The following is a 20,342-nucleotide window of genomic DNA, read 5'->3' on the forward strand; positions in this document are numbered from 1 at the left end:
TTATACTTCTAAGTCTATGTTTAATCCAAGTTTATCTCTAAATATATTAATTATAGGTTCAACCTCAATTTCTATAAATTCAGCCACTTGTTCAGATGCTCTACCTATGAAGTTGATAGGATCCATTATAGATAAAATTTCATCTTCAGTCATTCTAAACTCAGGATCATTTATTATTTTATCCATCAAATCATTATGCTTACCTAACTCTTTTACATTTTTAGCAGATTCCATTGAATAAATTCTTATTTTTTCATGAAGATGTTGTCTATCTCCACCTCTTTTAACTGCTTCCATTAATATAGTTTCTGTAGCCATAAAAGGAAGTTCTTCATTTATATGTTTTTTTATCATATTTTCATATACAACCAATCCATCAGTAACATTAATACCAATTTCTAATATTGAATCTATAGCAAGGAATGATTGTGCAATGCTTAATCTTCTATTTGCAGAATCATCTAAAGTTCTTTCTAGCCATTGTGTAGAATGAACTAATGCAGGATTTAATGATTCTGATATTACATATTTACATAATGAAGATATTCTTTCACTTCTCATAGGGTTTCTTTTATATGCCATGGCAGAAGATCCTATTTGATTTTTAGCAAAAGGTTCCTCTATTTCTTTTAAACTTTGAAGTAATCTTATATCATTAGTCATTTTATGCATACTCTGAGCTATAGATGATAAAATTGATAAAATTTGATGATCTAACTTTCTAGTATAAGTTTGTCCAGTTACTGCGTATGATTTATCAAATCCCATAGTAGATGTAACAAGTTCGTCTAATTTTTTTACTTTATCATGGTCTCCTTCAAATAAACTTAAAAAACTTGCCTGAGTTCCTGTAGTACCCTTCACTCCTCTTAATTTCAAGTTTTGTAATCTGTTATTTAAATCTTCAAAATCTATTAATAAATCTTGTATCCAAAGACAAGCTCTTTTCCCAACAGTAGTCAATTGAGCAGCTTGGAAGTGTGTAAATCCAAGCGTAGGTATATTTTTATATGTAGAAGCAAACTTTTTCAAATTATTAATTAAATTTACAAGTTTAACTAATGTTAATTCCATTGCATCTTTCATAATGATAATATCTGTATTATCTCCTACATATGCACTTGTAGCGCCTAAGTGTATAATACCTTTAGCACTTGGACATAAAAGTCCGTAAGCTTTAACGTGAGACATAACATCATGTCTTGTTTCTTTTTCAAATCTTTTTGCATCCTCAAAATTTATATTATCTATATTTGCTTTAAGTTCTTCTATCTGTTCATTAGTTATATTAACACCTAATTTCATTTCACATTCAGCAAGAGCAACCCATAATTCTCTCCAAGTTTTAAACTTTTTTTGTGGAGAAAATATATAACTCATTTCTTTACTTGCATATCTTTGTATTAAAGGATTTTGATAACAATCGTGTTTTGGCATGATATCCTCCTTGAAATATTTATTTTTTTCATATCATAATAGTATTATACAATATAATGCGAACTTTAACAAATGTTTTCGCCTTAAATGTAAGGAAAAACAAAATAAGCTCAACACTATTTAAATAGTATTAAGCTTATTTTACTTCTAACTGCTAAAAAATATTATGATTTTTTATAACGAATAGTAAATTATAATATTTTTGAATTATGAATAACTATACTTTACGTTATGGATTTCAAAAAAGTCTATATCTAAATTGTTTATATATTAGACAAAGCTTTTTTTATTCTATCTAAACCTTCTACTATATTTTCCTGAGACGTTGCATATGATAATCTAATATAATTGTCATTTCCAAAAGCAATTCCAGGGACAACAGCTACATGAGAATTTTCTAATAAATAGTTTGCAAAATCCATAGAACTTTTCATATCACAGTTTCCTAGTTTTTTACCTATAACTTTTGATATATTAACCATTACATAAAACGCACCTTTAGGCATATTACATGAAATACATGGTATATCATTTATAAGTTCAACCATTTTTTTTCTTCTTTCATCAAACTCATTTCTCATATATTCAATTGCAGATTGATTGCCTTCTAAAGCTTCAATTGCAGCATATTGAGCTATAGTATTAGGGTTTGATGTAGCATGACTTTGAATATTAGACATTATAGTAGCTATTTTTTCATTAGAAGCTGTATATCCTATTCTCCATCCAGTCATAGCACAGCATTTTGATAATCCATTTACAACTATAGTTAATTCTTTTATATTTTCATTTAATGAAGCTATACTTATATGCTTTTGATTATCATATATAAGTTTTTCGTAAATTTCATCAGAAATTACTATTATATTATTTTCTACAGCTAACTTTGATATTGCTTTTAACTCTTCTAGTGTATATACAGATCCTGTAGGATTAGATGGACTATTTAATAATATAGCCTTAGTTTTATTATTTATATTTTTCTTTAAATCATCAATATTGTATTTAAAATCATTCGCTTCATCACATTCAATCAATATAGGTTTAGCTCCAGCCATTTTAACTAATTCAGGATAGCTTACCCAGTATGGACTAGATATAATAACCTCATCTTCGGGATTGCAAATAGCTTGGAATATATTATACAAAGAATGTTTTGCACCATTAGATACAATTATCTCTTTAGGATTATAGCAAAGGTTATTGTCTACTTTTAACTTATTACATATAGCCTCTTTAAGAGCTGGCATACCAGAAGCTGCTGTATACCCTATATTATTGTTATTAATTACATCGATAGCTTTGTTTCTTATGTTTTCAGGAGTATTGAAGTCGGGTTCTCCTACACTAAAACTTATCACCTCAATACCATCTTCTTGCATCTTTTTAGCTTTAGCACTTATAGCTAAAGTTAATGATGATGAAATATTACTATGCTTAATTGAAAGTTCCATAATATCGCTCCTATCTAATATATAACTCTATTTAAATTCAATTTTATTATATCAAAATTTAGTAAAATTTAGATAGTAAATTTAAATAATTCTTATAATATATTTTTTCTATTAAATCATTATTATAATTTCTCTTTAATAGTTCATCTATTATCAAGTATAAATAAGTACAGTCTTTCAAAGGATCTATAACTTTACATCCATCAAAATCCGATCCAAATCCTACACAGTTACTTCCGCCTATGTGTACTATTCGGTCTATATGATCTACTAATGAATTTATATCTTTATTTTTTCCAACAAATTCTTCATAAAAATTAATACCTATTATTCCATCAAGTTTAGAAATTTCTTTTATTTGAGCATCTGTTAAATTTCTTTTATGTTCATTTATGTAATTACTTAAAGAATGAGAAGCTATTATAGGTTGTTTGGTCAACTGCAGTACATCATAGAACGTTTTATAAGAAGAGTGAGAAACATCTATTATCATATTTAGATTATTCATAGTAGCTATAACATCTTTACCAAAATCAGTTAATCCAAAATCTATATTTTCCATCGTACCACAAGCCACTTTATTTTTGTAGTTCCATGTTAGAGTTAATGATTTTACTCCTAATATATTTAATGATTTTATTATTTCTATATTGTCGTCTATTATATGAGCACCTTCTATTGAAATAATAATTCCTACTACATTTTCATTATTCATAACGTAATTCAAATCACTTTTGTCTTTTATTATTCGTATATTACTACTGTTTTTTTCATATTCATATAATTTATTTATATACTTTAACGCTTTAAAATAACATTCTGGAAAAGGAATGTTATAATCTATATACACAGCCATAAATTGAATTTTAACATTAGATTTTAACAATTTATTCAGATTTATATGGGTAATATTATTATCATCGAAAGATAAATTGTTGTCTTCTATTCTTGTTATACTATCACAATGGCTATCTATTATTTTATATTTCATTTACTTCACCTCTTTCTAATAATTAAAAAAGTTTTTCTGTGAAAAATTTAAAATGTAGTTTTTTTGAAATTCGTGATTTGAATTATATTTATAAAAAACTTAATTTCGTACTTATTGTAAAAAATAGATTAAAATCAATTATTTTTTTGATTTGTATATATTTGATTGATCATCATCTATAATATAGTCAATATCATCACTATCTACAAAATTAATCACATATTTATATCTCATTGCATAGTTTTTATCACTCCATCCTAGTTTTTGTTTCAGACTTTCATCTTTTATTCCAGATTTGAGAGAAAATGTGGCAAAAGAGTGTCTAAAATCTTTTGCTGAATAGTTACTAAGACCAGCTAGTGATAAAGCATTTTTTACTATAAGGCGTATATTTCTATCAGTAATAGTATTACTATTTCTACTTGTAAAAACCAAATCATTCATACTATTAATATCTTTAGATTCTTTATAGTCCATAATCAAATTCCAGCAGGATGGAGGTAGTTCCACTATACGTTCTTTTTTTTGAGTTCCTATTTTACACGAATAATTATTTTTATTATCAACCATTAAATCTTTCCATTTTAAACTTATTAACTCATTTAATAAACATCCTGTACTAATTAAGAAAGAAATTATAGCTCTGTCTCTTTTATTTAAGTTAGGAAATATAGATATTAATTTGTTTAATTCATCCAGACTTAATACATCATTTTTATTTTTAATTCTAGATACATAAGGTTTATTTATATTAGCAAAAGGGTTATTTTGTATATGATTTTCTTTTACTAAAAAATTATAGAAACTATGTAAATAACTATATATTTTTTCGCAAGTTGATTTAGCATAAATATTATTTACATGTTCTATGAATTGCTTACTTTCATTAGTGTTTATACTTAGCAAATCCTTATCATTTAAAGTTGATTTAAATAAAATTAATTTGTTTAAATAATCAGATCTACTTAGAGGTTTAAGCTTTCTAGAAAATTCCTTGAATAGTGCATATTCGTATTCTGATAAACCCTCCATAAATACTACCTCCTTTTAAGATTATAGTTAGAATATATTAATTATACTTCAAATATTATAATATAGAAAATATCAAATTAAAATTATTCTAATTTGATATTTAAAATGCTTTGAAAAAATTTAATTTTACTGATATACTTTATATGTTAATTTTATAGAATGTATTAAAGTACATAATTTGAAGGAGGCTTTTTTATGAGCGATATTTTAAAATCTATAATTCTTTCTATTGTTGAAGGAATTACAGAATTTTTGCCTATTAGCAGCACAGGGCATTTGATTCTTGTTAATCAATGGATAAACTTTGAAGGGAATTTTGGATTTTACTTTAATGTTATTATTCAGTTCGGTGCTATTTTATCTGTTGTAATGTTGTATTTCAAAAAACTCAATCCTTTTGATAAATCTAAAACACAACTACAAAGACAACAAACTATTAATTTATGGTCCAAAGTAATAGTTGCATTTATTCCGGCTGCTGTATTAGGATTTTTATTTGCAGATATAATAGAGAATTATTTAAATAATTCTATAGTGGTAGCTATAATGCTTTTTATTGGGGGGATTTTAATACTAGTTTTAGAAAGCAACCCTAAGAAAGTTAAAATAAATAATTTTGATAATCTAACTTATAAAACGGCGTTTTCAATAGGAATGATTCAATGTTTAGCAATGATTCCGGGAACCTCAAGATCAGCTGCTACAATTATAGGAGCTATGATTTTAGGAACGTCAAGACAAATCGCTGCAGAATTTTCTTTTTTCTTAGCAATACCTACAATGGCAGGTGCAACAGCTTATTCTGTGCTTAAGATGATTAAAGGTGGCGTTACAATAACCTCTCATCAGTGGATAGTACTATTAGTAGGTGTTATAGGCTCATTTATAGTAGCTACATGTGTTATATCTTTTCTTATGAATTATATAAAAAGAAAAGATTTTAAAATATTTGGATACTATAGAATAGTTCTTGCTGCACTAATATTTTTTTATTACTATGTTTAAATAAAAAAGTCTTTACTCTACAGATTGTTAATGTAGACTTTTTTGAAATTCATAACGTAAATTATATTTATCTACAATTCAAAGGATTATAATTTTCTATTCATTATAAAATAAGAATGTAGGAATTCCTACATTCTTATTTTATTTAACATATATTTATACGTATGTTGATATCCAATTAAAAGTTTTTCTAGTAGTTTTTTTTCGGTTTCATTTCCGGTTGAAGATATAGATTTTTCAATAAAATCTAATTTGTCTTTATATGACTGCATATAAATTTTCATAATATATCCCCTTTCGAAATAGGTAGTTTGTCCTATATATAGGTATTATATACTATTATGATGGTTTTAGTCTATTAATTTATAAAGAATTTGCAATCATTTTTATTATATCACTATTCTCTTCTTTAAATGTTGTTACTATTATAATCTTATCTAGAGCACATGTTAAAGCAGTACATATCATATTTAAGTTTTTTATAAAATTATTGATTTCATTATTAGAACTAGAATCATTTAAATAATGACCATATAACATTTCAATTTGACATAGTATAAGTGCTTTATATTCTAGATTATTTATAGAGTATATATTAGATATTGTTACTCCATTTTTATTGCTTAAATTAGTTAATTCATCATTTGAATATACATAAGGGATATCGCTTTCTTCCAACGCTTTTCTCAAAATATATTGAAAATATATCATATTTCCATTTTTCAACTTCCTTTTATTGTATGGATATACTATTACTATATCTGAATAATTAAATCCTTTTTGTTTTACTAAATACTGTATTTCCCATATTATAGATTTGATTTTTTCTTCTATATCTTCAACAAATATAATTTCTACATCTTCACCTTCGCATCTTAAAGATTTTGTATTCAAATAATAATCATTAGGTAAATTATTATCTAAGCTTTCTATATATTTATTTATATTGCTTCTGAAATTGTTTACAAATGAAGATATTTTTTTTGTTTGTTTATAATTGTATTCAAAATTGACAACATCATCAAAAGTGATATTTTTCCAAAATCCTTTAAATGATTTTATATTATTCTGTATATCTCCAGATTTATCAACTGATATATTGAAAATATTTTTAGATTTAAATAATATACCTTGAATAAAATTTATTTCTTCCTCATTGAAATTTTCAGAACCATCTATAAAAATTCCTTTATATATTTTCTTTTCTTTTAATGTATTTTTAACTTGCAAAAACACATTTCTGAAATATTTAGAAAAATCCAGTTTAAGTTTATTATAATCTATTACTAAATTTAAATCTTTAGCAAGCTTAAATATAAATCCATGATAATTATATATATCTAAGTTCTCAGGTAATTTATATAGTAAACTAATTTGATTTTTAATGTCATTCATCAATTGCTTATTATATGTTATAAATAAAAACCTTTCCTTTGGATATAATTTAGCAAGTTTTATAGCTCTTGATATTAATATAGTTGTTTTAGAACTTCCATTAGGACCTATAAATAAAGTATTTCCGTATTTTATAGAATTAATTTTTTCTATTTGAGAAGGACTTAAAAATAACGAATTATATTTATACTCATCTTTAGAAAACAATATGTTTTTAAAAGATTTATTTTTTGTATTTTCTTTATTATCTTTTTTTATCACATGATATTCAGGTGATATATAGAATCTAAATAAGTTTAAAATAACATCATCATTTTTACCCATTAAATATTTATCTAATATGCTTATATCATTAATCAATTGATTATATTTATTATTATCAATTATATGGTTATTTATAAAATCGTTTTTTTCAATATCTATTTCAATATAAGGCATAATATATATTAAATTGTATGTAATATCTAAATTATAAATTTTTAGATTTTCTTTCAATGTACAATATTCCTCTTCCATTACTTCTAACAACTCATCTTCTAGTATAGAGTATATTTCTTCAGTAGTATCCATGAACTTAATAAATAGAATATTATTATTTTTAATATACATCAAATCAATATTAATTCCGTTTACAGGAACTATTTTTGTTATACCTATACCACTTAAAGAGTCTATACAATTTTCATAAAAGTGCATCTCACTATCTTTTATTCTAAGAGAATCTAAATTAGAATGAATATTCTTTGAATATATTTTCAATTGTATCCCCCTTTTCTTTTAATATTATTATATCATTTAATTGTTAATTTTCTAGTAATAATTAAATGATATAATATAATTGGATTTTAGCACGAATTATCTATGTTTTTTTAAATATTAAAAATGAGTCTAATTCATTAGTTCTAAAAGCTATATTTAGTGATTTTATAAATTTTTTATCTATAGATTTATTAAAATATACATTATTTTTTATATCGTTATTATTTCTAAGTTTGTATAATAGGTCTTTTTGTATACCCATGGCTATACTATAGACTATATATTTTTCCCAAATTTTAAGGTTATCTGAATTTAAGATTTTAGGATTTTTGAAATTAATTATAAATTTCTTGAAATTAATACATTTTTTTCGTTCTTTATATCCTAATCTCGTTAATTTACATTTTATAAGAACTATATTATTTACTAAACCAGATACAATCAGACCTCTAGACACCACATGCAGATATGGTGAATATTGATATATAAATAAAATTCCCGCAGAAATTTTCAAATATGAATATAAATATAACAAAAATTTCATTTGATTATTTGTTTTTAGATATCCATATTTACCACACTCTTTATATACTTTTCTTTTCCAAGTATTATAAAACCTTTTAAATTCCAAGAAGTTTTTTTCGTTTTGATTATATTTTTTTATATCTTTTAAACAAATTACGTTATTATTTTCAATAAAAGAAAATAGTCTATTTAATAAATATTTTTCGTGTTCTTTTAAATTTTCAAAATCTTTATTTGTTAATACTAATTCCCATTTAGTATTAATGCCGTCGTTTGTTTCTGAAATGTATCCTTTTCTAATTAAGTCTAATATTGTAATAAAAAAAGCCTTACTTGTAATCTTTTTATATTTAAATAAACTAATCATAATTGCAGGAGTATAATCATTTGGTAATTTTGAATTATAGTTTCTAGGTAAACTTACTTTTTGAAAAATAGACCTGTTTAAAAAGGAAATCATCAAATACAGGCCTTCTACAATAAATACAGTTATAGATACCATATTGATTTTTTTTATTTTATTTATCTTATTTTTATATTTTTTTTCAATATTAAATTCTTTATTTAATAGTTGTGTATAGTTATTATCATTCTGAATATTACATATAGGTATATCTTGAGATAATAGTATTTTTAATTCTAACTCTATATTTTTCGGAAAATTTTTCATACTATAACTCACTTTATTTTTTTCAACTATTATATTTTTATATATATAACCGTGTTGAAAAGCTTTAATACTTCCATATGTTTTGTTATTTGGAAAATATATAGATATATTTAATTTCTTTATAGGTTCATTATTATTAATATCGAAAATCTTAAATTTAAATTCATCAACACTATTATGTTTGATTATGAAGTCTTCTAAATCATATTCTATTTTATATATTTTGGTTTCAATGTTTGATTTATCATATACTCTAAAATCTAGATTAGAATCATAATTGAATAAATCTAATTGTAGTTGTTTTTTATCAGGATATATTTCATATGCTTTTAAATTATCCAATTTAGAATTATTATCTATATATAAACTTCCTGTTATTCCATATGATTGAGAATAGAATCTATATGTTATATTTTCTATAACATGAGCACTACCCTTATCATCTATATTGATAGATATTCTTAAATTTTCAATAGAATAATCTTCTTGTGAAAATACAGGTTTTACTAAACAAATAAATATTATTAATGTCATTAGTTTTATTCTTTTTCCTATTTTAATCACCTCTAGTATATATTATAAACTATATTTAATATCTCTTTATTAATAAAAATTAAAAAGACTTAAAATCTTTTTAGATTTTAAGTCTTTTTAATTTATTATAATAATATTTATTTATGTTTTTGCATAGACTCTTTGATTTCATTTTTAATCAAATTAAATTTTTTTATTAAACAACAATCAGGCTCTTCGTAATCATGTACATATGAATCTAATAAAACTTTTATTTGATCGAATTTTTTTTCGTCATAAGAATATATATGATCTAACTTATTAGATATATTATTGAATAACAAAAACCTTTCCTTTAAATATTTACTTTCCATTACACATATACACTCCTTAAATAAATTGATTAAAATCTATATTCAGAGTGTTTGCTAAAAAATAAAATTTAAAACATATCAAGTAAAATTTTATTTATTAATATCAAATACTACTGTTAACATCATTTTGAATTTTTCTATAGCTAATAAAGAATGATTTATATTAGCTGGCATCACTATAGTTTCACCTTGTTTAACATTAAAGGTTTCTTCTCCTATAGTAATATTAGCTTCTCCATCCAAAATGGATACCATAGCATCACCTTCTGATTTATGAGTACTTATTTCCTCACCTTTATCAAAAGCAAATACAGTTACATTCACATATTTATTTTGAGTTAAAGTCTTACTAATGACAGTTCCTTTTTGATACTCAACTAAAGATGTTGTCTCTGTAGGTTTTGAAAAATCTATGTTTTTTATAAAATTTTTATTCATATTCACTTCCCCTTTCTATGATAAAATTGATATTAAATACAAATCTGAAAATTTATTATATATACAGTATAAAATAAATTTTATATTTATTAAGTAACATATGTTACCTAATCGTTTTAGTTTTTTAATCTAAATAATTCTCAATATATTCATAGTGATTTTACTATTTTTATTCATATTTTAAATCTATTTTATTATCTTTTACTAGCAATCTAACTTTTATTCAATATAAAAAGTGTTTACTTCTGCAAACAGTAATAATTGTACATCATCTATCATTACTGTTTTTAAAAGTAAACACCTTATCTTATTCTATAATGAAATTACATAGTCTTTAATTTATTGATAACATTGGTTAAAAATCTATACTTACAACTATTTTTTACTAAATTTAACGCCTAAACTAATTTTTTATTATAAAGCTAAAAGTTAAGTTGAAATAAAAATTTCAGATGAATTAAATTTTGCTTTATATATCCTTATTTTTAAAATGAGCATCTATTATTTTTTCAGCAAGTCTTTTTTGTGCATTTGCTTGTGCTACTAGCATTATTACAATTAAAAATAACTGTGCTAAATCTTGAGTTTCTTTTTCTATTTCAATAGTTTTTTCTTTGATAGATCTTATGTTTGAAGATATGAAATTTTCAAAATCTTCCGTTTCATTATCTTTTAATTCTAAGAAAATCGAATATATGTCATCTAAAGATATTACATCATCTTCTATATTTGACATGTCTTTAAGTACAGGTTCAAACAATAGCTTTATATCATCTAAAGATAATACCTGCTTTAAATAATATACTAAAATCATTAGTATTATATGTTGTTTACTGTATTTTTTATTATTAGAGGGCATTAATAATCCTTGCTTTGTATAATTATTAATCATTGTTTTAGTCAATATCTTATCATTATCATTTCTTTTTAAATTAGAAAGTTTTTCATCTATAAAATTTGTCACTTGATCCATATACAAATTTAAATCAGGGATATCTTCTAATTCTACTTTATCACCTAAACATAATTCTTTTATAAGTTCAATTAATTGATTTTCATCTATCATTTTAATCACCTCTCTTATATAATATAGTATTCAAAACTATATATCAACATATGTATGTGATTTTCAAAAAATTTTATTATTCAAAAAAATCTAATAGTAAAATAATAATTTAAAATTATTATTTACCATTAGATTTTTTTATTAAAAATAATTCGATTTTTATTACGATTCTTTTATTTTTTTAAGCTTCACATTCTTCTACTTCAATACTATACTTTCCGCATTTGATACATACTATAATGGTAATTATATAGCTATTATCTACAATGCCTTTTTTTAACATTTTTTTAAATGATGTACTTTCATATTCTTTAGAGATATTACTCATTACATATTTATTATTTTTAGTAAATGCATAAAAATAATATTCAAGAAATTTGAAGTATTTGGCTTTTTCTTTTACTCCATTTAAACAATTTTGGCAAGCTTGATCGTAGTAGCTTAAATCAAAGTCTATATTCTTTTGCTGTTTCAATAAACCGATTATTTCTTCATGTTTAAGTCCATCTAGTAAATTAATTTTATTGTTTTCATCCTTCATACAATTATCCATATCTATGTTGTATGAATTTTCATCAAATTCAAATGTATATTTCTCCATAATTTAACTCCTTTGAATTAATAATATATGTTAAGTATCTCATATAAGCAATTAATTCTCAATATATAATAATATATATTATAATTTTACGCTAAGTTATCTATAGCAATATGATATTTTGGATCTTCTATTATATTAACTTCTAGTATTTTTTCTGCATCTTTAATAAATTGATAACATTCTACACTTAAATGTTTCAAATGAAGTGTTTTTCCTTCTGATTTGTATTTTTCTGTTAATGAATTAATACTCTCTATTCCTGAGTGATCGAATACTCTTGCATTTCCAAAATCTATAATAACATCTTCAGGATCATTTTTTATATCAAATGAATCAGAAAAATTTCTAGCAGAACCAAAGAACACAGCTCCTCGTATCTTATAAACTTTTGATCCGCACGTATCTATATATGAATCTACATCTATTCTTTTACCTTTTTCCCATGCAAATACAAGTGATGATATAATGACACCTATTCCAACAGCAATAGCTAAATCTGTAAATACAGTTATTACAGAAACTAATATTATAACAAAAGCATCTGATTTTGGAATATTTCTCATTATTTCAAAACTAGACCATTCAAATGTAGCTATAACTACCATGAACATTACTCCTGTTAATGCAGCTATTGGAATTCTTTCAATCAGACTAGAACCAAACAATATAAATCCTAGTAAGAATAAAGACGCTGATATTCCAGATAATCTGTTTCTACCACCTGACTTTATATTTATCATACTTTGTCCTATCATGGCACAGCCACCCATTCCTCCAAAAAAACCAGTTACTATGTTGGCTATACCTTGTCCTATACATTCTTTATTACCTCTACCTCTAGTTTGAGTAATTTCATCAATAAGAGTTAATGTCATAAGAGACTCTATTAGTCCTATAGATGCAAGTATAAGTGCATAGGGTAATATTATTTGTACAGTGTTAATACTAAAAGGAACATTAGGTATATGGAATTGAGGTAAACCTCCACCTACATGAGCTATATCTCCTACTGTTTTAACATTTATTCCAAATATATTTACTATTAATGAAATTAATCCTATGCCTGCTAATGGTGCTGGAATTGTTTTTGTAATTTTAGGAATAAGATATACTATTGCCATAGTTAAAAGTACTAATCCTATCATTAATAACAATTCTTCTCCTTGCATCCAATGCATATTTCCATATTCATCCGCTATTTTGAATTGATTAAACTGAGCTATACCTATAACCATAGCTAGTCCATTTACAAAACCTATCATAACCGTGTGAGGTATAAACCTCACAAATTTACCTAATTTAAATAATCCAACTAGTATTTGTATAATTCCCATCAAAACTACTGTAATAAATAAATATTCTACTCCATGTTCACTAACTAGATCAACCAATACTACGGCTAGTGCCCCTGTAGCTCCCGAAATCATTCCTGGTCTTCCTCCAAAAATAGAAGTTATAAAACCTACTATAAATGCTGCGTATAATCCAGTTAATGGCTCGACTCCAGCAACAAATGCAAATGCTACTGCTTCTGGGACAAGTGCTAATGCTACTGTAAGTCCCGATAATACTTCATCTTTTACGTTGATTGTTTTATTATTTTTCATTTCATACCTTCCTTCTATTTTTTTGTCACAAGAAGTAATAATAGCATGAATTTAAAATAAAATCTATAACAAATCTTTAAATTTGATTTTTCTGAATCTTCAAATCGAGATTGTATTCTCTTGAAATTCATATTTATAAAATATACATTAATATATATTTGAAAATACATAAATTATGTATTCCCAAAAAACAAACTCTATTATATAATTTTAATTATGTTATTTTTAAAACTTTACTAAAGGAGATTGTATAATGAGTATATTAACAGTAAGAAATTTAAGCCATGGTTTTGGAGATAGAGCTATATTTAACAATGTATCTTTCAGGCTTTTACCAGGAGAGCATATAGCACTTATAGGAGCAAATGGAGAAGGAAAATCTACTTTCATGAATATAATAACAAGTAAAATAGAACCAGATGAGGGAAAAATAGAATGGGCAAAACGTGTAAGAGTTGGATATTTAGATCAACATACTTATTTAGAAAAAGGAAGAACTATACGAGATGTTTTAAAAGATGCTTTTAAGTATCTCTTTGACCTTGAACTAGAAATCAATTCAACATATGATAAAATGGCAGATGCAACACCTGAGGAGTTAGAAGATATGCTTGAAAATGTGGGAAATATTCAAGATATATTAACTAATAATGATTTCTATGTTATAGATGCAAAAATTGAAGAGGTTGCAAAAGGTCTAGGACTTACAGAGATAGGGCTAGATAAAGATGTAAACGATTTAAGTGGAGGTCAAAGAGCAAAAATATTGCTTGCAAAGCTATTATTAGAAAAACCAGATATTTTACTATTAGATGAGCCTACTAACCATTTAGATGAACAACACATTGAGTGGTTGAAGAGATACTTACAGAACTATGAAAATGCTTTTATACTTATATCTCATGATATACCATTTTTAAATAGCGTTATAAACCTAATATATCATATGGAAAATCAAGAACTTAATCGTTATGTTGGAGATTATGATAATTTTATTCAAATATATGAAGTTAAAAAACGTCAACTTGAGGCAGAATATAAACGACAACAACAAGAAATAGCTGAACTTGAAGATTTTGTAGCTAGAAATAAAGCTAGAATTTCAACAAGAAATATGGCTATGTCAAGACAGAAAAAATTAGACAAAATGAATAGAATTGAATTACCGCAAGAACGTGTAAAACCAGAATTTAATTTTAAACAAGCTAAAACTTCTGGTAGATTAATATTTGAAACTAAAGATTTTGTAATTGGTTATGAAGAAGCATTAACAAGACCTTTAAACATTAAAATGGAAAGAGGAGAAAAAATAGCCTTAGTAGGTGCTAATGGAATTGGTAAAACAACTTTATTAAAAAGTATATTAGGATTAATAAAACCTCTATCTGGTAAAGTTGAACTTGGATATGAGCAGAGCATAGGTTATTTTGAACAAGAAATGAAAGATGGAAACAACAATACATGTATAGAAGAAGTGTGGGAAAGATTTCCTGTATTTACTCAATATGAAGTCCGTGCTGCGCTTGCTAAATGTGGTCTTACTACAAAACATATAGAAAGTAAAGTCAAAGTTTTAAGTGGTGGAGAGCAAGCCAAAGTAAGACTGTGTAAACTTATTAATAGCGATACGAATATATTATTGCTTGATGAGCCTACAAACCATCTTGACGTGGAAGCTAAAGAAGAACTTAAAAGAGCTCTAAAAGAATATAAGGGAAGCATACTACTTATATGCCATGAACCTGATTTTTATAAAGACATTGTAACCGATGTATGGAATTGTGAAGATTGGACTACTAAAATAGTTTAATAAAAAAATCCGCTTAAGCGGATTTTTTTTATATATTTTTAGCAATTTCAATTGCTTTGTCATAATCAGGATGGTTAGTTACTTCAGGTACATACTCTACATATTTTACTATGTTATTTTCATCTAAAACAATAATTCCTCTAGCTAATAATCTGAGTTCTTCAATTACAAAACCATAATTTAATCCAAATGATAAATCTTTATAATCTGACACTGTTATAGATTGTTTTATTCCTTTATTAGCACAGAATCTACTTTGAGCAAATGGTAAATCTACACTTATAGTTATTATAGCAGTATCCTTTAATTTAGACGCTTCTTCATTAAATCTTATTGTCTGAAGTTCACATACTCCTGTATCTACAGATGGAACTACACTTATAATTTTAACTTTAGATTCTATATCACTTAATTTAAATGGAGTTAAATCATTATTAAAAGCTGTAAAATCAAATCCTTTATCTCCTATATTTATTTCATTTCCTAAAAGTGTCATAGGATTTGATCCCATAGTTATAATTCCTGTTCTCTTATTCATAATTAATAAAACCTCCTAAATTTTAATTTCATGTTATATATTTACCCTACAATTCTAAATATAAACATAATGTCTTAAATTTCAGAGGAAATATTTAAAAATAAAAAAAGAGCATATGCTCTTTTTTTAATAAGATTTTATTTCAGTCCAAACTCTATCATATTCTGTTGTAAATTCTCCTAAATCAACAAATACTTCTCCATTTTTAAGAATATCACCTTTAGGATATGCTGATTCATTTTCTCTCACTTCTTCAGGTAGAAGTTTTACAGCTTCTTTATTAGGAGTTGAATAACCAACATATTCAGCACATTTAGCAGAAACTTCTGGTCTCATCATATAATTTATAAATAACTCAGCTTCTTTTTTGTGTTTACTAGTAACAGGTATAGCCATACCATCAAACCATAGATTAGTTCCTTCTTTCGGAATAGCATACGCTAAATCTGGATTTTCTTCTATTAACATCATAGCATCTCCAGACCAAGTAAGTGCCATGGCACCTTCTCCTGCAATCATCATATCTTTATAAGTGTCAACTTCATAAGCTTTAACTAAACTTTTTTGATCCATCAGAGCTTTTTTAGCATCTTCTAGTTCATCTAGATTTCTAGTATTCAATGAGTATCCTAATTTTTTAAGAGTAATACCTATAGTATCTCTAGAACTGTTAAGCATTAGAATATCTCCTTTATACTTAGGATCCCATAATGCATTCCAGCTATCTATTTTTGTATCTACCTTTTTAGTATTATAAACTATACCCATAGTTCCCCAAAAATAAGGAACAGAATATTTATTTTCTTTATCATAAGCTAAATTTTTGAATTCTTGTCCTATATTTTTAAAGTTATCAAGGTTATCCATATTTAATTCTTGTAGTAAGTCTTGGTTTATCATAGCCTCTATCATATATTCAGATGGAAATATAACATCATATCCTGTTCCACCCGCTTGTATTTTAGCAAGCATTTCTTCATTATTTCCATATTCTTCATAATTAACCTTTATTCCATATTCTTTTTCAAAATCTTTCAATACTTGAGGATCTATATAGTCTCCCCAGTTGTATACGTTTAGTTTGTTATGATAGCCATCTTTTGTTAATTCATTTTTTTCTGAACATCCTGCAAGAGAAAAAATGAAAGTAAGGCATATCAAAAAGCTAAATATTTTTTTCAATAGAACCACTCCTTATTATTTAGATTTTTTTGTTCTTTTTTCTATTAATAATAATAATATTAATACACCTAAAAACATCAATGTGGATAATGCATTGATTTTAGGACTTACACCTCTTTTTGTCATAGAATATATTTTTATAGACAATGTACTTATTCCTGAACCTGTTGTAAAAAAGCTCACTATAAAATCATCTAGTGATAGTGTAAAAGCAAATAAAGCTCCTGTTACAATTCCAGGCATTATTTCAGGAAGTATAACTTTAAAAAAAGCGTATAATGGAGAAGCTCCTAAATCAAGCGCAGCTTCTTCTAGATGCGGATTTAATTGTCTCAACTTAGGTAATACAGATAAAACCACATAAGGTATTGTAAATGTTATATGAGCTATTAAAATAGTAGTTAATCCCAAAGTCATTTTAAGCCATGTAAATAAGGCAAGTAGTGAAACCCCTATAACTATATCAGGATTAACAACAGGTATATAAGTTATATTTAAAAAAGTAGTTTTTGACTTAGGTTTCATTTTATTTATTGCAAAAGCAGTAACAGTTCCTATAATAGTAGCTATAATAGAAGCTAATGCAGCAATTATAAACGTATAGTATAAAGATGTCATTATAGATGTATCATTAAATAGTTCTTTATACCATCTTAAAGTAAACCCATTCCAATTGCCTCTATATTTTGAATCATTAAATGAATATAGTATAAGAAGTAATATAGGGAGATATAAAAATAAGTATATTAAAAACGAGTACGATTTTTTTAAAATATCTTTTACCATAATTTACCTCCTTCTTCTCTGTCTTTGTTTCCTAAAATTTTCATGCTTACAATTATAATAACCATCATAATCATAGAAATTGCTGAACCAAATTGCCAATTTCTAGCAACTAAGAATTGGTTTTGAATCAGATTTCCAAGAAGTATAGATTGACCTCCTCCTAATAAATCTGATATTACAAAAGTACTTACACAAGGCATGAATACCATAGTTATTCCCGATACAACACCAGGTAAGCTAAGAGGTAAAATTACTTTTCTAAATGTGTGAAAAGATGTTGCTCCTAAATCTGAAGATGCTTCTATCAAATTATATTCTATTTTGGATAAAACCGAATATATAGGGAGTACCATAAATGGTAAAAAATTATATACCATACCTAATAAAACTGCTTTATCTGTATAAAGTAATTTTAAAGGTGTATCTATTATATTTAGAAACATTAAAACTTGATTTATAACACCTTGTTCTCTTAATATTCCCATCCAAGCATAAGTTCTCAATAAGGTATTTGTCCAAAGCGGTAATACAAATAATAGCATCATTAGATTTCTTTTTTTTATATCTGATCTAGATAATATATAAGCCATAGGATATCCTAATAGAAAGCAAATAATAGTACTTTTTAATGCAAGCATTAAAGAAGTTATAAGTACGTTTATATATATAGGCTCCATAAATTTTACATAGTTATCCAATGTGAATTTATAAACTATTTGACCATAAGCTGATCTTGAGCAAAAGCTATATATTGCAATTAACAGCAATGGAACAATTGTAAACATGATTGCCCAAATTCCATAAGGGATAGAAAGCCATTTCTTTTTCATATCTATCCTCTCCTTTTCATTACATGGATAGAATCTGGTTCTATAACTAGTCCCACATCATCTCCAAGTTTTGACATATGTATAGTGTGTACCATCCAATTTATATTTTTTTCATCTTGTACTATTATCTCATAATGAACTCCTTTAAATACAAGACTCTTTACTGTTCCTCTAATTATTCCATTTTCCATATTTGTTATTTGTATGTCTTCTGGTCTTACTACTACATCAACTTCTTCATTTTTATCAAAACCTTTATCTAAACATTTAAATATCTTATTTTCTATTTTCACTTTGTAATCGTCGATCATAATAGCTTCTATAATATTACTTTCTCCAATAAAATCTGCTACAAATCTATTTTTAGGTTCATTATATATATCTTCTGGTAATCCTATTTGTTGAATTTCCCCCTCACTCATTACAACAATTCTATCAGACATTGTAAGAGCCTCTTCTTGATCATGTGTTACATATATAAAAGTTATTCCTAATTGTTTTTGCATATTTTTAAGTTCTAATTGCATTTCTTTTCTTAGTTTTAAATCTAATGCTCCAAGAGGTTCATCTAAAAGAAGTACCTTAGGTTCGCATACTAAAGCTCTAGCTATTGCTATTCTTTGCTGCTGACCACCACTTAATGAATCTATGCTTCTATTTTGAAATCCCTCTAAATTTACAAGTTTAAGCATGTGTTTCACTTTTTTATCTATTTCATCTTTATTCATTTTTTTGATTTTTAGTCCAAAAGCTATATTTTCATAAATATTCATATGAGGAAATAATGCATACTTTTGAAAAACTGTGTTGATTTGTCTTTTATGAGGAGGTATATTATTTATCTTTTTCCCTTCAAAATGAACTTCTCCATGAGTCTCACTTTCAAATCCTCCTATTATTCTCAATGTTGTTGTTTTGCCACAACCACTAGGTCCTAGCAGAGTTACAAACTCTTTTGGTTTTATACTTAGATTTATATCATGAAGAACCTCTTTATCTTCATATCTTTTATTTATATGTTTAAGTTCTATTATATTTTTTTTCAACAATAAACTCCTCCTTACATTAAATTATATATAAATTTCATTATTAATATATGATTTTATATTTATTCATAGTAAACTTTTTGTTTCCTAAAACTAAACTCAAGTTATAATTTTAAAACTTTTACTAAGTTTTGTCAACCTCAATTGGTGATACTTTTTAAATATTGTATATACATATATAATGCCAACTGACTTTTCATAAAAAAATAGTTGATTTACACTTAAATAAATATTATTATTTTTTTAAAAAAATATCATAAAAATGAAATTTTTAATTGTGATT

The 20,342-nt window shown here is 25.2% G+C and carries 19 protein-coding genes; 2 read left to right on the forward strand and 17 right to left on the reverse strand.

What is annotated here, in order from left to right:
• The 4 genes from purB to P4S50_RS08365 all read right to left on the reverse strand — a co-directional run bounded on the left by purB (position 1) and on the right by P4S50_RS08365 (position 4,914).
• A complete protein-coding gene (gene purB / locus P4S50_RS08350; protein ID WP_277734353.1) occupies positions 1 to 1,437 on the reverse strand; it encodes an adenylosuccinate lyase in 1,437 nt (478 codons plus the stop codon).
• A 263-nt stretch (positions 1,438 to 1,700) separates the two neighbouring features.
• Complete coding sequence (locus P4S50_RS08355; protein WP_277734354.1) at positions 1,701 to 2,891, reverse strand: pyridoxal phosphate-dependent aminotransferase; 1,191 nt, start codon at positions 2,889 to 2,891, stop codon at positions 1,701 to 1,703.
• Between the two features lie 58 nt (positions 2,892 to 2,949).
• The gene (locus tag P4S50_RS08360; RefSeq protein WP_277734355.1) at positions 2,950 to 3,882 is read right to left on the reverse strand and encodes a dipeptidase; all 933 of its coding nucleotides are present in this window, start codon (positions 3,880 to 3,882) and stop codon (positions 2,950 to 2,952) included.
• A gap of 138 nt (positions 3,883 to 4,020) precedes the next feature.
• Positions 4,021 to 4,914: a tyrosine-type recombinase/integrase gene (locus tag P4S50_RS08365; protein ID WP_277734358.1), complete on the reverse strand. Its 894-nt coding sequence runs from the start codon at positions 4,912 to 4,914 to the stop codon at positions 4,021 to 4,023.
• A gap of 195 nt (positions 4,915 to 5,109) precedes the next feature.
• On the opposite strand from P4S50_RS08365, the gene P4S50_RS08370 reads away from it, so the two are divergent.
• Entirely contained in the window at positions 5,110 to 5,919 is an 810-nt protein-coding gene (locus P4S50_RS08370) for an undecaprenyl-diphosphate phosphatase (protein WP_277734359.1), read from the forward strand.
• Between the two features lie 128 nt (positions 5,920 to 6,047).
• Here the strand turns inward: P4S50_RS08370 and P4S50_RS08375 are convergent, their stop codons facing one another.
• From P4S50_RS08375 to P4S50_RS08410, 8 genes are all read right to left on the reverse strand, one after another.
• Entirely contained in the window at positions 6,048 to 6,203 is a 156-nt protein-coding gene (locus P4S50_RS08375) for a hypothetical protein (RefSeq protein WP_277734360.1), read from the reverse strand.
• 79 nt (positions 6,204 to 6,282) lie between these two features.
• Positions 6,283 to 8,073 carry a DEAD/DEAH box helicase family protein gene (locus P4S50_RS08380; RefSeq protein ID WP_277734361.1) on the reverse strand — a complete coding sequence of 597 codons (1,791 nt, stop codon included), beginning with the start codon at positions 8,071 to 8,073 and terminating at the stop codon, positions 6,283 to 6,285.
• Between the two features lie 100 nt (positions 8,074 to 8,173).
• Positions 8,174 to 9,802: a DUF2207 domain-containing protein gene (locus P4S50_RS08385; RefSeq protein WP_277734362.1), complete on the reverse strand. Its 1,629-nt coding sequence runs from the start codon at positions 9,800 to 9,802 to the stop codon at positions 8,174 to 8,176.
• Between the two features lie 137 nt (positions 9,803 to 9,939).
• Positions 9,940 to 10,155 carry a hypothetical protein gene (locus P4S50_RS08390; RefSeq protein WP_277734363.1) on the reverse strand — a complete coding sequence of 72 codons (216 nt, stop codon included), beginning with the start codon at positions 10,153 to 10,155 and terminating at the stop codon, positions 9,940 to 9,942.
• A gap of 90 nt (positions 10,156 to 10,245) precedes the next feature.
• Positions 10,246 to 10,593 carry a cupin domain-containing protein gene (locus P4S50_RS08395; RefSeq protein ID WP_277734364.1) on the reverse strand — a complete coding sequence of 116 codons (348 nt, stop codon included), beginning with the start codon at positions 10,591 to 10,593 and terminating at the stop codon, positions 10,246 to 10,248.
• Positions 10,594 to 11,062: 469 nt separating this feature from the next.
• Positions 11,063 to 11,659 carry a DUF1836 domain-containing protein gene (locus P4S50_RS08400; RefSeq protein WP_277734365.1) on the reverse strand — a complete coding sequence of 199 codons (597 nt, stop codon included), beginning with the start codon at positions 11,657 to 11,659 and terminating at the stop codon, positions 11,063 to 11,065.
• A 181-nt stretch (positions 11,660 to 11,840) separates the two neighbouring features.
• Positions 11,841 to 12,260 carry a DUF3785 family protein gene (locus tag P4S50_RS08405; protein WP_277734366.1) on the reverse strand — a complete coding sequence of 140 codons (420 nt, stop codon included), beginning with the start codon at positions 12,258 to 12,260 and terminating at the stop codon, positions 11,841 to 11,843.
• Positions 12,261 to 12,346: 86 nt separating this feature from the next.
• Complete coding sequence (locus P4S50_RS08410) at positions 12,347 to 13,867, reverse strand: SulP family inorganic anion transporter (protein WP_277734368.1); 1,521 nt, start codon at positions 13,865 to 13,867, stop codon at positions 12,347 to 12,349.
• A gap of 253 nt (positions 13,868 to 14,120) precedes the next feature.
• On the opposite strand from P4S50_RS08410, the gene P4S50_RS08415 reads away from it, so the two are divergent.
• Positions 14,121 to 15,677: an ABC-F family ATP-binding cassette domain-containing protein gene (locus tag P4S50_RS08415; protein WP_277734369.1), complete on the forward strand. Its 1,557-nt coding sequence runs from the start codon at positions 14,121 to 14,123 to the stop codon at positions 15,675 to 15,677.
• 28 nt (positions 15,678 to 15,705) lie between these two features.
• Here the strand turns inward: P4S50_RS08415 and tpx are convergent, their stop codons facing one another.
• The 5 genes from tpx to potA all read right to left on the reverse strand — a co-directional run bounded on the left by tpx (position 15,706) and on the right by potA (position 20,059).
• Positions 15,706 to 16,215: a thiol peroxidase gene (tpx, locus tag P4S50_RS08420; protein ID WP_277734370.1), complete on the reverse strand. Its 510-nt coding sequence runs from the start codon at positions 16,213 to 16,215 to the stop codon at positions 15,706 to 15,708.
• A 126-nt stretch (positions 16,216 to 16,341) separates the two neighbouring features.
• A complete protein-coding gene (locus P4S50_RS08425) occupies positions 16,342 to 17,397 on the reverse strand; it encodes an ABC transporter substrate-binding protein (protein ID WP_277734372.1) in 1,056 nt (351 codons plus the stop codon).
• Positions 17,398 to 17,412: 15 nt separating this feature from the next.
• The gene (locus P4S50_RS08430) at positions 17,413 to 18,183 is read right to left on the reverse strand and encodes an ABC transporter permease (RefSeq protein ID WP_277734373.1); all 771 of its coding nucleotides are present in this window, start codon (positions 18,181 to 18,183) and stop codon (positions 17,413 to 17,415) included.
• Entirely contained in the window at positions 18,177 to 19,013 is an 837-nt protein-coding gene (locus tag P4S50_RS08435; protein WP_277734375.1) for an ABC transporter permease, read from the reverse strand. Before P4S50_RS08435 ends, P4S50_RS08430 begins: the two co-directional genes overlap by 7 nt.
• Before the next feature lie 2 nt (positions 19,014 to 19,015).
• On the reverse strand, positions 19,016 to 20,059 hold the full coding sequence (gene potA / locus P4S50_RS08440) for a spermidine/putrescine ABC transporter ATP-binding protein (protein WP_277734376.1): 1,044 nt from the start codon (positions 20,057 to 20,059) through the stop codon (positions 19,016 to 19,018).
• Positions 20,060 to 20,342: the final 283 nt, after the last annotated feature.

The sequence above is a fragment of the Tepidibacter hydrothermalis genome (assembly GCF_029542625.1).
In the GTDB taxonomy this organism is placed as follows: Bacteria; Bacillota; Clostridia; order Peptostreptococcales; family Peptostreptococcaceae; genus Tepidibacter_A; species Tepidibacter_A hydrothermalis.